Below are 14369 nucleotides of genomic sequence, written 5' to 3'. Positions count from 1 at the left end.
GCCGTTGACTTGCCAGTCGCTGAATGGCTGGGCATCGGCGATGCGTGTGGGAATCACCGGCCACCGTGTGATTCTGGCGCCACGAAGATGACTCGGGCCACGCGATGTATTATAATTTAATTAACATAATTGGACTTCGCCCCCGTCATGGAAACGAAAAGCGCTCGACTCACGATTCTGATCGATCCTGTGAAGAAGGAAGCGTTCGAAAAGCTGTGCGCGGCGCAGGACCTGACGCCCTCACAGGTGGTGCGGCAACTGATCCGCGACTACCTCGATCAGCATGGTGTCAGCTACCGGACCAAAAGCGCAATTGGCGCGCGTCCGCGCCGAAAAACCGCCTGAGGTGCGCCTGCGCCAGGTCAGCGACGTGATCCCGCAGGCATCGCGCTGGGTGCTGGTTCCACGGCACCACGGGTCTCTTCGGCAGCGCGCTTCAGCCTGCATCGGGAAGATAGCACGATGAGGGTAACGTGACGATGTACGGCCGTCGCGGCCGCAACGATATGACAGGTCGCAGGATGCACCGACTTGAGACGAACGCAGAGTTGCTGTGCTTTCTCACGTTATCCGAGATATTTGCCTTTCGCACCACCGGAGCGTGGCTGCAGCCCGATCATCTTGTTGAGAGCACGAGGATCTGGCTGCGTCACCACAATCATCATGCCGACTGGCGCCTGCGGGTTGAATTGAGCCGAATGGCCGCGGATCTCGCGCAGCAACTCGTGAAGGCCGGTGACATCGTGCGCGGCCAACAGGACGCATCCTGGTTCTTCACCCGCGACATGCAGATCAACTTCGCGTCACCGCGGGTGATCGTCGTCTACGCCCGATGCGTGGCTGCCCTGAGCAGGGACATTAGCGGCCGTGCGGCATAGCCCTGGCATGCGACGCACCACCGATGCTGACTGGCCCATCCCGGTTCCCGGCACCTTGAATGTCATGTCTTCCTGGAGCCTTTGCATGAGGTGCCTATATCGACCGTCGTGAGTGCCTGCATGTTAGTGGACGCGTCACGCGGCGCTTCCGTTCCGGCCGCGCAGATCGCGGGGCCGTCAGCAGTTTCGTTAGCCGGTCAGCTCCTCGCCGATTGTCCAGTCCGAAGCGAGCCCCACGCCTTGCTTCAAACGGCGCGCGGTCCCGCGCAGGTTCAGGGGATGTGTCGTGGCCAGGCCGCGTGCACGCGCGAGCAGCGTATCCCGGGAGGGAAGTCTCGGCGCACCCTTCCAGGCAAATAGCGTGTAGTTGCCACTGTCCTCGGCCAGGAAAATGGAAAGCGACTCACCGAACACTGAACGCGCCTCGTCCAGGTAGTATGGAATATGGGGATCGTCGTCAACGAAGTTTGCGACCATCACCCCATCACCCGTGAGCCGCGCATGGCAAGCCGCGTAGAAGGCGGCGTTGCCCAGCTGTGCGGGCATGCCGTGTGCCAGAAAACCATCCACCAGAATCACGTCCGGGCACGCATCGTTGCTCCTGACGTATTCCGCCCCGTCCGCGCAGATTACTTCGAGCCGCTCATCATCGGGCGGAATGTGAAATGTGTCGCGCAACGCGATCACCCCGGGATCGATCTCGATGGCCACTATCCTTGTATCCGGAAGATGCCGGTAGCAGTACTTGGCCAGCGATCCGCCGCCCAGGCCGATCATGGAAATTCTGGTGGGCGCCGGCTGCAGCAGCAGGAATCCCATCATGGTCCGGGTGTAGCCGAGCGCCAGCCTGTCAGGGTCACGCCGGGACATGAAACTTTGCGTGGCCAGCAGATCGAAATGCAGCGAAAGCGCGTGCTCGGTTTCCAGCACCACGGGCGCACCGTTCGCGGATGGCCCGGCAAGAAACTTCATATAGGCGTCGAACGACGCGTGAGAGTGATCCATGCTGCGGTCTGAGTGACGTTCCTGTTCGGTTTCGGTCCACCCACCGCATTGGAATGATCGCGGCGTCTTCGGGCTGACTGGCGGCCCGCATTTGCACTCCGGTTCCAGTCCGGCCAGTCAGATGTCCGGTCTTCACGACCATTAACCTGCGACGGAACGGCTAGATCCATGGGGCACAAACCTGTTCCGCAGGCAGGCGGTTGACAATGATAATGATATTATCATGGCATACGCTCCTCGTTTGTCTGACATCCAGGCGCACCCGGGTCACTGTGATGATCGATCCAGCGAACAGCGCAACCCGTTGAAACACATCCTCATCAATGTCTGCATGCCGTTGACTGGCTCGTTAGCAGCTGGGTAGGGGTATGCGGGAAGATGATGCCTGGGTATGTGCGGGGACGAATCCAGAAGCCTGAGACCGATCGTGTTGCAGTCTACAGAATGGCATTTGCGAAACGCCGCCAGCGCATATAGCGGATGGAGTTGCCGTTCATTTCCAGTGACAAAGTTGATATCAGACTCGCTCACTCCGGGATGTCCTTCCTGACGGCGGTGAGCTTCCTTCCACATTCTGACCGGTGTTAGTCATGTCATTCACGCGTATTGTCGGAACCGGTAGTTTTCTGCCTTCGAACGTCATTTCAAACGCGGACCTGGCGTCGCAGCTTGCCAGCAGGGGCATTGAAACGAGCGACGACTGGATCTATTCACGCAGCGGTATCCAGTCCCGACGGTTTGCTGACCGTCACTCCCAAACGAGCGATCTTGCCGTAGCGGCCGCATCCCGGGCTCTGTCTGCAGCGGCAATCGAAGCGGATGTCGTCGATCTGATCGTCGTCGCCACCACCACACCCGATGCAATCTTTCCAAGCACAGCCTGTCTTGTCCAGCGGAAACTCGGAATATGAAACGGCTGTGCGGCCTTCGACATTCAGGCGGTGTGCGGTGGGTTCATCTATGCACTCACTGTTGCAGATGCGCTGATACGGGCCACTTCAGTCAGGACGGCACTCGTAATCGGAGCCGAGACATTTTCGAGGCTCCTTGATTTTGAGGACCGCAGTACCTGTGTGCTGTTTGGCGATGGGGCGGGCGCCGTGATCCTGAGGTCATCTGAGGAGCCGGGGATACTCGGCGCGGCCTTGCATGCCGACGGACACCACTCGGAAATCCTCAAGGTGTCGGGCAGCATTGCCGGTGGCGCTGTGTTGGGCGATCCGTTTTTGCGCATGGATGGGCCCGCAGTGTTCAAGCTGGCGGTCGGTGCGCTCCAGGCGGTAAGCGAGGAAGTCGCGGCAAAGTGTGGACTGGCGATGTCAGACTTCACCTGGGTCGTGCCTCATCAGGCGAACATCCGCATCATGGAAGCTACGGCACGAAAGCTGGGCATCCCGGTCGATCGTCTGGTCGCCACTGTCCACGAGCATGGCAACACGTCCGCTGCTTCCATCCCCCTCGCTCTGGATCAGGCTTATCAGGACGGCCGTATCTGTCGCGGTGACAGGGTGTTAATGCACGCGGTGGGTGCTGGCGTGACATGGGGTGCTTTGGCTATGCAGGCTTAGGCGAAATTCATAGGGAAGCCGATTTCCATAAGCTTTCTGCGCGACGGGAGTAGGGTGCCGCACCCTGTGTCTGCGGCGTTCCTGATTACGACAGAGCGGAAATGTAGACGACGGCAGGCAGCTGGCAACGCTCAGCGTGTGCTGCCGGTCGTCACAGGCACCAGGCGACACAGCGACGCTTCAGTTCTGCGTTAGAGATCATCAGCCGAGAGCCTTATCCGTTCGCCAGTACCCGGAAGCGCTTTCCGCACTACTGCCTGCAGCAGTTTGCGCCTGCCAAGCTCGAAAGCGAGCAGCAACTGTTTCGCGGTCCCGTTCGCAGCGCCGAGTTTTTCGCAAACCGCTTCAGATGGCAGCGTAAAGGCGCAGTATCCCCAGCCGAAGCGGTACGCCGAAAACCAGACGGCCGAGTCGGAAGAAAGAATTGGTGCAGTGAGATTCGTACCGGGCTGATCCATGGCTAATGCCTTCCTGTCCGATTGGAGTTGTTCAAGATTCCTGCACAGCGAACCTGGGGAAATCACAGTGTGGCGGTAATAGTGAGGCGTCTCACGCGGTGCTGTCCCGTTTGCCACGGCGCGCGAGTTTATTAGTCTACATCCGGGATCCTTCAGGCGAGATGCTTACTTGTGACAGCTGAGACGTCATGTGGTCCGGGACGAAGGGAATGCTGCACCCGCATCGGCGACGACCAGTGCAGTCATGTTGACGATGGCGCGCACCGTTGCGGACGGAGTCAGCACATGCACCGGCCTGGCCGCACCCAGCAGCATTGGACCGATCGTGACGTTGTTGCCTGCGGCCGTCTTGAGCAGGCTGTACGCGATGTTCGCCGCGTCGATGTTCGGCAGCACCAGCAGGTTCGCATCGCCTTCGAGCGTCGAGTCAGGCAGCACTTCGCGGCGCAGGTTGTGGTCGAGTGCGACGTCGCCGTGCATTTCGCCGTCCACCTGAAGGTCCGGCGCGCGCTCCCTGAGAATCTCGAGCACGTCGCGCATCTTTTGCGCGGACGGCGCATTGCTGGTGCCGAAGTTCGAGTGCGACAGCAGCGCGATCTTCGGCTCGATGCCGAAACGGCGCACTTCTTCGGCGGCCATGGTCGTGATCTCGGCGAGCTGCTCCGGCGTCGGATCGACGTTCACGTGCGTGTCGACCAGGAAAATCTGCCGGCCCGGCAGCACCAGCGCGTTCATCGCCGCATAGACGCTGCAGCCTTCGCGCTTGCCGATCACCTGATCGATGAAGTGCAGGTGACGATGTGTCGTGCTGATGGTGCCGCAAATCATGCCGTCGGCGTCACCCTTGTTCACCAGCATCGAGCCGATCAGCGTGGTGCGGCGGCGCATTTCGAGTCTGGCCATCTGCTCGCTGATGCCCTTGCGGGACATCATCTTGTGATAGTCCTGCCAGAAGTCGCGGTAACGCTCGTCGTGGTCGGTATTCACGACCATGTAGTCCTGACCCGCGACCAGACGCAGGCCGTAACGCGCGATGCGCTGTTCGATCACCGCCGGACGGCCGATCAGGATCGGTTTTGCGAGCTTTTCGTCGACGATGATCTGCATCGCACGCAGCACGCGCTCTTCTTCGCCTTCCGCGAACACAATGCGCTTTTTCTCCGGCTCGACGCTACGCGCCAGCTGGAAGATCGGCTTCATGGTCGTGCCGCTGTGATACACGAACTGCTGAAGATGCTGTTCGTAGGCGTCCATGTCCTCGATCGGACGTTCGGCGACGCCGGATTCCATCGCGGCCTTCGCCACCGCCGGCGCGACCTTGACGATCAGGCGCGGGTCGAACGGCTTCGGAATCAGATAGGCCGGACCAAACGAGAGGTCCTGAATGCCGTATGCCGTCGCGACGATATCGCTCTGCTCCTGGCGGGCCAGTTCGGCGATCGCGTTGACTGCCGCGATTTCCATTTCACGCGTCACCGTCGTCGCGCCCGCGTCCAGCGCGCCGCGGAACAGGAACGGGAACACCAGCACGTTGTTCACCTGGTTCGGGTAGTCGGTACGGCCGGTGCAGAGCACGGCGTCCGGACGCACTTCGAGCGCCAGTTCCGGCAGGATTTCCGGGGTCGGGTTGGCCAGCGCCAGGATCAGCGGCTTGTCAGCCATCTGCTTGACCATGTCCTGCTTCAGCACGCCACCGGCCGACAGGCCGAGGAAAATATCCGCGCCGCCGATCGCCTCAGCGAGCGTGCGAGCGTCGGTTTCGCGTGCGAAGCGTTCCTTGTCCGGGTCCATCAGTTCGACACGGCCCTTGTAGACCACGCCGGCCAGGTCGGTGACCGTGATGTTTTCGAGCGGCAGGCCGATGTCGACCAGCAGGTCCAGGCAGGCCAGCGCTGCCGCGCCCGCGCCGGACGACACCAGCTTGACCTCCTTGATGTCCTTGCCGACCACCTTCAAACCGTTGGTGATGGCCGCCGCGACGACGATGGCCGTGCCGTGCTGGTCGTCGTGGAAGACCGGAATCTTCATGCGCTTGCGGCATTCGCGTTCGACGATGAAGCAGTCCGGTGCCTTGATGTCTTCAAGATTGATACCGCCGAAGGTCGGTTCCAGCGCAGCGATCACCTCGACCAGCTTGTGCGGATCGGACTCGTTCAGCTCGATATCGAACACGTCGATGCCGGCGAACTTCTTGAACAGGACGGCCTTGCCTTCCATGACCGGCTTCGACGCGAGCGGCCCGATGTTGCCGAGACCCAGCACCGCGGTGCCGTTCGTGACGACGCCGACCAGGTTGCTGCGCGCGGTGAAACGGGCGGCGTTCAGCGGGTTTTCGACGATTTCCTCACACGCGAACGCGACGCCCGGCGAGTACGCCAGCGCGAGGTCGCGCTGGTTGATCATCTGCTTGGTCGGAGCGATCGCGATCTTGCCCGGCGTCGGGAACTCGTGATAATCGAGGGCGGCTTCGCGGAGTTTGCCCTGGGCTGGGGTAGGCATGATGTCTCCTGGTTAACAACATTTGCAGACAATGATAATGATATTATCACGTCAGCGACATGACGCAGAGGTGCTGGGACGCCAGACCTGGCGGCACCACGCGCGGGCCTGTAGCGACCCGGCAAGGCAGGACCACCGACAGAAATGAATCAAGGGAAAGCTCAGATGAATTCAGCTCCACGCAACTACGGCCTTGGGCGTCTGCGCCTGCATCCCGATCCGGTCAGTCCTGGTGGTCATCAGGCGCATCGCGACGTCATGCTGCAGGCGTCACCCGATGGCAGAACCGCCGTGCTCGTCGAGATCGAGGAGCGGTACAGCGATCATCATGCGACGGGTCCCGAACAGGAGGTCCGGTATGAGATTTCGGTATCTGATCTGGTCCAACTGATCCGGGCGCATGGTGCGCGCCTCTGAGATGGCTATTCACCTCGAGAAGGCCGCCGCACGTGCTGCGCGCTAACCGTGACGCCAAATCCCAAGGAGCGACCGCGTGACGAAAAAGGCTGTGAAGAAGCAGACACTGGACGTGGTGCCGGGCAACCTCAACGTGACGAGTGGACGCGCCGGCACGGACGTTACGGATCGCGCACGCACGGCGGCCGCGGTCACAACGCGACCAGCGAGCTCCTCGACGCTGGAAGGAGCGCGGGACTCCGGGTCTGCGGCCGCAACAGTTCCACCGCGGACCGGTTCACGCCGGATGAAAGCAAACGCACGTGTGCACGACGCCGGTGCCGCGCCACCGGATGGGTCCGCTGGAGAAAACGACGACGGCCGCTCGGGCCTGCGCGCGCTGGTCAAGCTCGGAAATGAGCGCGGGTTCGTCATTCGTGGGGAAATTAGCGATTGCCTGCCTGAGCGCCTCGGGCAACCGGACGCGATCGAAAACGTGATCAGAGCCTTCAGCGACATGGGCATCGCCGTATTCGAGCAGGCACCGGACGCCGAGTCCATGATGATGCACGATCATGCGGTCGCGAGTTCGTCTGATGAGCAGGTCGAGGAAGAGGCCGTGGCGGCCATCTCGAGCGTGGACGCCGAGTTCGGCCGCACCACCGATCCCGTGCGCATGTACATGCGCGAGATGGGTACCACTGAACTCCTCACTCGCCAGGGGGAAATTGCGCTTGCGCGGCGCATCGAAGAGGGTCGCAACGACGTGATCCGGGCCATCTCTTCGTGCCCGACAACGATTGCCGAGATACTGGCGATCGCTGACGGCGTTGCCAGCGGCGCAACCGCTATCGAAGAGGTCGTCGATGGGATGATTGACCCCGCTGCAGTGGAGACGGATGACATTATTGCCGTCGCGGAGGAAAGCGTCGACGGCGATCCGGTCCTCGACGAGGATCAGGGAGACGAAGATGATGACGGTGCTGAAGGCGCGTCGGCCGGTCTGCAGAGCGAGACCCTGAAGCGTGACGCGCTGGCGAAGCTGGCAACGGTAGCGGACTGGTTCGAGCAATTGCGGGATGCCTACGAAACGGAGGGTTACGGATCGGGGCGTTATCGCGCCGCACAGGCGGCGATCGAGACCGAACTGACGACGATCCGCTTCACGGCGCGCACGATTGAGCGTTTGACGAGCGCGTTGCGGGTATCCGCCGACGGGGTCCGGACCATCGAGCGCGAAATCGCGCGGATCGCGGTTGACCGGTGTGGTGTGCCTCGCGACATGTTTGTCGCGCATTTCCGGGGCAACGAGACCAACCCGGCGTGGCCGCAGCAACTCATCACAGCAGGGCACCCGTTCAGTTGCGTGCTGGAGCGAAACCTCCCTGCGATCCAGCTGGAACAGGAAAAACTGCTTGCTTTGCAAAAGCGGGTCGTGCTTCCGCTCGATGATTTCAGGGAGGTCTGTCGCGCGATGAGCGCAAGTGAAGCGACAACGCTGCGCGCGAAAGGCGAAATGATCGAAGCGAACCTTCGACTGGTGATTTCGATCGCGAAGCGGTATACGAACCGCGGTCTGCTGTTTCTCGATCTGATACAGGAAGGCAATATTGGTCTGATGCGGGCCGTTGACAAGTTTGAATACCGGCGGGGGTACAAGTTCTCCACCTATGCGACCTGGTGGATCCGGCAGGCCGTCAGCCGGTCGGTTGCCGATCAGGCACGCACCATCCGGGTCCCGGTCCACATGATCGAGTCACTCAACAAACTGAAGCGGGTCTCGCGCCAGATCCTGCAGGAAACCGGACGGGAACCCGACGCTGCGGTGCTGGCGGAGCGGATGGAGATGCAGGAAAACAAGGTTCGGGCAATGCTGCGGATCGTCAGGGAGCCGGTTTCCCTGGATGCGTCCGTCGGGGAAAACGAAGACACGTCGGTAGGCGACCTGATCGAGGACCCCGCGGCGATTTTGCCCGACGATGCAGCGCTCCAGGCCAGCATGCGGGATGCCGTCAGCGAGGCGCTCACGACGTTGACGCCGCGCGAAGCGAAGATTCTGCGCCTGCGTTTCGGTATCGATAGCGGCAGCGATCACACACTGGAGGAACTCGGACAACAGTTTGAGGTGACGCGCGAACGGATCCGTCAGATTGAAGCCAAGGCACTGCGCAAGCTGCGGCACCCGGCCCGGTCCGGGCGATTGAAGTCGTTCCTGGGCGAGGAGTAGAAACCAGAGGCGATACACGGCCCTACGGGGCCGTGTACACCGGATGAGAAACGAAGCGCCGCGGTGATGTGCAATTTAACAGACTGCGCGACCGTATCAGGGCATTCGACGCGGCGGCTGCCAATGCCTCGGGCGACAAGGCGTGAGCATCGGGCAAGGTTCGAGCGAGTATCAGGCCAGAAGGGTCGGTTGCTGTGACCGGGTGGCTGCTGCCGCCGGGTCACGGAAACGGCGGCAGCATGCGTTACCTATCCACCTGCACCAGCATCCGGAGTGATCATCGCGCGGTCAATGCGTGAACAGAAATACCATGAGCACTGAAAAAATCAATCTCGACATCCACAGGATTCTCACGCTGCTGCCGCATCGCTATCCGATCCTGCTGGTCGATCGGGTGCTCGAACTCGAGCCGCACAAGCGCATCAAGGCGCTGAAGAACGTGTCAATCAATGAACCGTACTTCATGGGCCACTTCCCGAGTCGTCCGGTGATGCCGGGTGTGCTGATTCTGGAAGCGCTCGCGCAGACGGCTGCGCTGCTGACCTTCTCGGAAGAGCCGCATGATCCGGCCAGCACGCTGTACCTGTTCGTCGGCATCGACAACGCGCGATTCAGGCGCGTGGTGGAACCCGGCGACCAGCTGATCCTGAACGCGACGTTCGAGCGGCACATGCGCGGTATCTGGAAGTTCAAGGCACGCGCCGAAGTGGATGGCGTGGTCGCGGCGGAGGCCTGTCTGATTTGCACGGTCAGACATGCGGATACCAACTGCCAGTAAGGCGCAACGGGGAATGCTGATCTCCTGGCAGAGTGACGGGCCATGACTCACGCCAGGACATCGTTTAGGGTGAGACGTGACCACTCGTAGTGGTCAAGTTATTTCGGACAGGCAGATAGGTTCTTTCACTGTCAGTTTCGTCTCGTAGGCAGCGAGCGACAGATAGCCCAAAGTCGAGTGCAAGCGTACGGCATCGACTTGGTGTCAAACGACACAAAGTTGACCGGGAAATTGACTTAAAGTCGTCCCATAGGCAAATTCGGGAGCGCGCGATATCGGAAAACCGTTTCTTATCAACGCGTTGTCGAATAATTGACGTAAAGTCGTCCCATTTAGCTGGACGGCTGACGCCTTCAATGACGACTTTTTGAGGCGATTTTGCCGGTACTTCTGAGTTGAGTGCCACGCGGCAAGTTCAGCAGGGCGCGTGAGAGCCGGGTGCAGGAGACGTTATGCGCTCGAAGGTCGAACCGATGAAGGACGTCGCGCGATTGATTCGCCGACACTTCGACGGCATTGTTGCCTGGACTCAGACGCGCCAAACCAACGGTTTCATCGAGGCTATCAACGGCCTGTTTCAAGCCGCCAAACGCAAAGCACGCGGATACGCTCGCTTCGAAACCATGCGTACGGTCCTGTTCCTCATCGCGGGAAGACTCAACTTCGCACGCTTTAATGAGCATGCCCGATGAGCCCCATTACCCACTCCGTTTTCAAAAGAGCCGAAAATTTCGACAAGCGCGTCCACATGGATTCGCCGGCGGTGCTCCACTCGGGGCGAGACGTGAAGCGTGCTTCGGCAATGCCCTTCGCCTGCCAGAGAATCGGCGTTTCGTGTTCTTCTTCTTCTTGTTGATCATCACGGGTGATTGTCACCTGCTGATTGCGGACAACGTGGTGCTGCCGGCTTTCTGTGCCAAGACGTACCGACTGCGTTCGACCATCGATGTCCAGAACGGTATATCAAAAGTCAGCGTTGGGCTATCACTAGCACTACTAATCAATAGAGAGGCTTTGGCGGACACAGCGAAATATTTCATGGGAATTTTAACCGAAGTGAGTACGAGTGTGCGTTGCAGTTTCAGCGACCACACATGATGAAGCGTCTGCTTCGGCAGCCGGGAAACTGGCAGGGATTGGGGTGGGTGAATGGCGACTATTTCGGACCAGCGATATGGGTCTACTTTAGGTCAAATTCAGCAAAATGGACAAGTTTGTGGCAATAAGAATTGACGCAAAGTTGACCAGCGCTGCCCGCTGCGCCTTATAAACTGGTCTTTGGGGGAGGACGACTTTGTGTCATTTGACACAAGGAGATCGGCTTTTACGAGTTCGCGCGCCGCGGCAAAGCGCTCGCGACCTATGACGGTCTGTATCGTCACCTATCCAATCACGCACTGCACGCCACGCTCTCTGCAGTCGACGACTATCTGGTCAAGGGCACCGACGGCAAGTATCACGTCCAGTACCGACCGCTTCTTGAGAAGATCCCGGCGGCAGTGCTGACCGCCTGCGTCGGCATCCTTCTCGCTGGTTTCGCCTGCGAGAAATCCGGACTCAGCACACCAATCATCTCGGCGACCCTTGTCGCGACGTGGAACGAATACCAGTCATTCGACGAAGCGCACAACCTGTGGGCCGGATCGACGCAAACCAAAGCTCACCAGCAATAAAAGGGGCTCCCGCGAGCAATCGGGAAGCGCCGCTTTGCCCAAGCGTGCGGTCGTACCGCCTCCCGCAGCTCGAGCGGGTGCAGGCGAAAAGCGCCCCGCCTGACCCCGTTGATTATCGTTACATCACCCGTGCCATCGCGTCACAACATGAACCACTGGCTGCGGTCAGTTCCATACCCGTAGGTTCTCGCGAAGTCATGAAGCCAGCCTAGCCGTCCACCGGTTTGCCGATCCACGATGTAATAGCGACCCGGTGGTAATGGCCCAAGACCCTCTTTCGCGACAGCAGCAGGATTATCCCGACCGGTGGACGTGCCTGAAAACGCGGAGAAAAAGCCAGCGCCCGGACACGATAGTGTTGAAGTGTTCTGCGAATTCAGGCTAAAGGTGCATGCAACTGGCATAAAAGCACTCGCCTTATCGGTAGCAGTTCGCGCGTGCGACCAAAATCGGTTGTCGGCCGAACCGGCCCAGCGCGAACAACGTGGGTTGACTGCATGCATCGCGCTTGATTTTGATGGGCTGCCCGAGCGTCAGTAATGAATAGCGGGCAATCGACACACCTGTTTCAGCGATCGTAAATATCGCTGTAGGTCCCAGTGGACTTCCCGGAATGTCATGCAGGAGCATTCGCTCCGTCAGGCGGGTGACTCCAGCAACGCGGAGTTCAGCAGTTGTGGACTCGACAAAACCGAGTTGATGGCGCCCCAGTCCGGCAGGCGACGAGTACGCAAACGGCGCCTTCGCGCTTCCTGGGAGTGAGCTTTCAGAACCAGGCGAACACGGTAGGCGACAACGTCGCCGGAAGTCTGCCACTAGGCCCACCAACTCGACAGTTCTGGTGGCGTTCCGATGTCGATAGGGGTTTTCGCGTAGCTGCAACGAATGAATAAATTTATGCTTGTAAAATATTTATGGATAGTTACTATCACGTCTATGCGCTGGAGATGGTCCGCAAAACCCGATCTGGGCGGGACAGTCTTGACGAGCAATGAAGCCTGGGGAAGTAAGGGCGGACATAACCACACGTGACGAAGAGCGCGGAGATCCCTCCATGAAAAAGGTATTTTCAGCAGAGTTACCTGGTCCGGATACGGGCGCTACGGCCGCCCGGTCGAGCGTCATTCCTTATGGGCTAATGGAGGCGGGCTTTGGGCAACGACGAAATGGTGGCAGCCATGAAGACGCTTCGACATTGCTGTCACGTCAGGCGAGCAGGAACACGTCGTCTCTATGGCGCCTGAACGACGCAGCGGGAGCGCGCAACCAATTGCCGCCCATCAAAAAATTACAAATTCATGACGAGTTTCATGGTTTTCCTGCGCATGCCTCGATCAAGCCGAACCTCCTTATGTCCACTCTGAAAGGACAAGCGTATTGGCTTGAATCCTTTTTTTCAGGTGTTCTATCTGATGCGGGATGGCTTCCTCAGGATACTCCCGCCTGCGAGCCCGCATGATTCTCACAGTCAGTACTGAGTCCGCTTGCTCATGACCTGACCGTCTCGGATGTGGTCGGTTCCGTCAGTACCTCGATGTGGACCTTTGCAACCCTTTTATCTAGTTGTTTTTTGGCCAATCCTAAACCATCACTTCGGAGTACAAAATGATTAACCGTAAGGCCGTTTTCGCTGCTGTCGGATCACTCGTAGCCTGCACTTCAGCGTTTTCCCAAAGCTCCGTTACGCTCTACGGCGAACTGGACGAAACGATCCAGTACGTACACAACACTGGGGGCCAGCACTCGCAGATCAGCCTTCAGGGAAGCCAGGTGGGAACCAATAAGTGGGGTCTTAAAGGAACAGAAGACCTGGGCGGTGGACTTCAAGCCGTATTTCGACTGGAAAACGGCTTCGACATCAACACCGGCAAAGCAAAACAGGGCGGTGCGTTGTTTGGGCGTTATGCATATGTGGGCTTGAAGTCGGATACCTACGGAACGATCCTTGCGGGACGTCAATACGATGCGTTGATGGATTTGGTGTACCCCGTTCAGCCGAATGACTATGGTTATTATTTCACCGCTCCGGGAGATGTAGACAACGCTGACGGTAGTGCACGAGTTAACAGCGAGGTGAAATGGCTGAGTCCAGATTGGGCTGGATTTCGCGCGGTAGCGGCTTATTCACTCGGTGGCGTAGCTGGCTCAGTGGGGTCCGGGCAGTCATATAGTCTTGCAACCTCGTACACCCGAGGGTCGTTGATGTTAGCGGGAGGCTACTCCCACGCTGACCAAGGGAACCCTACTCTCTCGACCCGTGGCACATCATCATTCGGCAGTTTGTTTCTAAGCCCTGTCAATGAAGCGTATTCGTCGGCGAAAGCAATTAATATCGCTCGCGCCGGTGCCAAATATTCGTTTGGCCCAGTGACGCTTGGTGGATACTATAGTTATTCGGAGTATCTCGCCGATGCATATTCGAAATTCAAAAGCGCTGAACGATACAACAACGGCTCCATCTATGCTGTTTGGACTATCACCCCGGCCGTGCTGGTACAAGTCGGCTACGATCTCATGAAATCTCACGGCGATTCGTCAGCTACGTACAATCAAGCAACGCTTATGGCAGATTATCTGTTATCGAAACAGACCGACGTTTACGCATCCGCTTCATATGGCCACGCTTCCGGTCAAAACGGAGCGGGGGCCGCACAAGCGGTCATTGCTGACTCTTATCCTGCTGCTGGCAACGCGAGTCAGACACTGGTCTTCCTCGGGATGCGTCATCGGTTTTAAAAATAGTGGTCTCATACGTGTAACAGACTTTGTTTGAGGCGAAACCGATGTTTTCGCCATAACGCCTGCACTCGCCAATTTGTTAGCGTGCGTCCGTGAGGGCGAAATGCCGCTAACCTATTGGCGATCAGGTGCGATTGTCGTGGCGGAC

General features: G+C 59.1%; 13 protein-coding genes and 2 pseudogenes. 10 read left to right on the top strand and 5 right to left on the bottom strand.

Going from position 1 to position 14369, the window contains the following annotated elements:
• Positions 1–147 precede the first annotated feature (147 nt).
• Positions 148–345: a ribbon-helix-helix protein, CopG family gene (locus KHO31_RS25000; RefSeq protein WP_011493367.1), complete on the top strand. Its 198-nt coding sequence runs from the start codon at positions 148–150 to the stop codon at positions 343–345.
• A 128-nt stretch (positions 346–473) separates the two neighbouring features.
• Complete coding sequence (locus KHO31_RS24995; protein ID WP_201078821.1) at positions 474–878, top strand: hypothetical protein; 405 nt, start codon at positions 474–476, stop codon at positions 876–878.
• Between the two features lie 189 nt (positions 879–1067).
• Here KHO31_RS24995 and KHO31_RS24990 read toward each other — a convergent pair whose 3' ends face one another.
• The gene (locus tag KHO31_RS24990) at positions 1068–1883 is read right to left on the bottom strand and encodes a fused MFS/spermidine synthase (protein WP_201078823.1); all 816 of its coding nucleotides are present in this window, start codon (positions 1881–1883) and stop codon (positions 1068–1070) included.
• Positions 1884–2473: 590 nt separating this feature from the next.
• On the opposite strand from KHO31_RS24990, the pseudogene KHO31_RS24985 reads away from it, so the two are divergent.
• A pseudogene (locus tag KHO31_RS24985) lies at positions 2474–3451 on the top strand (beta-ketoacyl-ACP synthase III).
• Between the two features lie 191 nt (positions 3452–3642).
• Here KHO31_RS24985 and KHO31_RS24980 read toward each other — a convergent pair.
• The gene (locus KHO31_RS24980) at positions 3643–3909 is read right to left on the bottom strand and encodes a hypothetical protein (RefSeq protein WP_201078825.1); all 267 of its coding nucleotides are present in this window, start codon (positions 3907–3909) and stop codon (positions 3643–3645) included.
• Positions 3910–4095: 186 nt separating this feature from the next.
• Positions 4096–6408, bottom strand: a complete 2313-nt coding sequence (locus KHO31_RS24975; protein ID WP_201078827.1) for an NADP-dependent malic enzyme — start codon at positions 6406–6408, stop codon at positions 4096–4098.
• Positions 6409–6573: 165 nt separating this feature from the next.
• On the opposite strand from KHO31_RS24975, the gene KHO31_RS24970 reads away from it, so the two are divergent.
• From KHO31_RS24970 to KHO31_RS24955, 4 genes and pseudogenes are all read left to right on the top strand, one after another.
• The gene (locus KHO31_RS24970) at positions 6574–6825 is read left to right on the top strand and encodes a hypothetical protein (protein WP_201078829.1); all 252 of its coding nucleotides are present in this window, start codon (positions 6574–6576) and stop codon (positions 6823–6825) included.
• A 76-nt stretch (positions 6826–6901) separates the two neighbouring features.
• The gene (gene rpoD, locus KHO31_RS24965; RefSeq protein ID WP_201078831.1) at positions 6902–9031 is read left to right on the top strand and encodes an RNA polymerase sigma factor RpoD; all 2130 of its coding nucleotides are present in this window, start codon (positions 6902–6904) and stop codon (positions 9029–9031) included.
• A gap of 310 nt (positions 9032–9341) precedes the next feature.
• On the top strand, positions 9342–9809 hold the full coding sequence (gene fabZ, locus KHO31_RS24960; RefSeq protein ID WP_201078833.1) for a 3-hydroxyacyl-ACP dehydratase FabZ: 468 nt from the start codon (positions 9342–9344) through the stop codon (positions 9807–9809).
• Positions 9810–10255: 446 nt separating this feature from the next.
• Positions 10256–10501: pseudogene (locus KHO31_RS24955) on the top strand (transposase); the annotation flags it as partial.
• Here KHO31_RS24955 and KHO31_RS24950 read toward each other — a convergent pair.
• Positions 10482–10685 carry a hypothetical protein gene (locus KHO31_RS24950; RefSeq protein WP_201078835.1) on the bottom strand — a complete coding sequence of 68 codons (204 nt, stop codon included), beginning with the start codon at positions 10683–10685 and terminating at the stop codon, positions 10482–10484. The pseudogene KHO31_RS24955 and the gene KHO31_RS24950 overlap by 20 nt on opposite strands.
• A 623-nt stretch (positions 10686–11308) precedes the next feature.
• On the opposite strand from KHO31_RS24950, the gene KHO31_RS24945 reads away from it, so the two are divergent.
• A complete protein-coding gene (locus KHO31_RS24945; RefSeq protein ID WP_211624365.1) occupies positions 11309–11482 on the top strand; it encodes a hypothetical protein in 174 nt (57 codons plus the stop codon).
• A 140-nt stretch (positions 11483–11622) separates the two neighbouring features.
• Here KHO31_RS24945 and KHO31_RS39445 read toward each other — a convergent pair whose 3' ends face one another.
• Entirely contained in the window at positions 11623–11886 is a 264-nt protein-coding gene (locus KHO31_RS39445) for a tlde1 domain-containing protein (protein ID WP_236071443.1), read from the bottom strand.
• Positions 11887–12536: 650 nt separating this feature from the next.
• Here KHO31_RS39445 and KHO31_RS24935 point away from each other — a divergent pair.
• Both KHO31_RS24935 and KHO31_RS24930 read left to right on the top strand, forming a co-directional pair.
• Positions 12537–12941: a hypothetical protein gene (locus KHO31_RS24935; RefSeq protein ID WP_211624342.1), complete on the top strand. Its 405-nt coding sequence runs from the start codon at positions 12537–12539 to the stop codon at positions 12939–12941.
• A gap of 146 nt (positions 12942–13087) precedes the next feature.
• A complete protein-coding gene (locus KHO31_RS24930) occupies positions 13088–14218 on the top strand; it encodes a porin (RefSeq protein WP_200654944.1) in 1131 nt (376 codons plus the stop codon).
• Positions 14219–14369 lie beyond the last annotated feature (151 nt).

Source organism: Paraburkholderia domus, assembly GCF_905220705.1.
GTDB classification, from domain to species: Bacteria; Pseudomonadota; Gammaproteobacteria; order Burkholderiales; family Burkholderiaceae; genus Paraburkholderia; species Paraburkholderia domus.
Note: the sequence above shows the minus strand (reverse complement) of the source record. Positions and strands in the feature narration are given on the sequence as shown.

Excerpts from the sequence above, each read along its gene's own strand:
- KHO31_RS25000 (WP_011493367.1), top strand. The coding sequence starts at position 148 with ATGGAAACGAAAAGCGCTCGACTCACGATTCTGATCGATCCTGTGAAG.
- KHO31_RS24990 (WP_201078823.1), bottom strand. The coding sequence starts at position 1,883 with ATGGATCACTCTCACGCGTCGTTCGACGCCTATATGAAGTTTCTTGCC.
- KHO31_RS24980 (WP_201078825.1), bottom strand. The coding sequence starts at position 3,909 with ATGGATCAGCCCGGTACGAATCTCACTGCACCAATTCTTTCTTCCGAC.
- KHO31_RS24975 (WP_201078827.1), bottom strand. The coding sequence starts at position 6,408 with ATGCCTACCCCAGCCCAGGGCAAACTCCGCGAAGCCGCCCTCGATTAT.
- KHO31_RS24970 (WP_201078829.1), top strand. The coding sequence starts at position 6,574 with ATGAATTCAGCTCCACGCAACTACGGCCTTGGGCGTCTGCGCCTGCAT.
- fabZ (WP_201078833.1), top strand. The coding sequence starts at position 9,342 with ATGAGCACTGAAAAAATCAATCTCGACATCCACAGGATTCTCACGCTG.
- KHO31_RS39445 (WP_236071443.1), bottom strand. The coding sequence starts at position 11,886 with ATGCCAGTTGCATGCACCTTTAGCCTGAATTCGCAGAACACTTCAACA.
- KHO31_RS24935 (WP_211624342.1), top strand. The coding sequence starts at position 12,537 with ATGAAAAAGGTATTTTCAGCAGAGTTACCTGGTCCGGATACGGGCGCT.
- KHO31_RS24930 (WP_200654944.1), top strand. The coding sequence starts at position 13,088 with ATGATTAACCGTAAGGCCGTTTTCGCTGCTGTCGGATCACTCGTAGCC.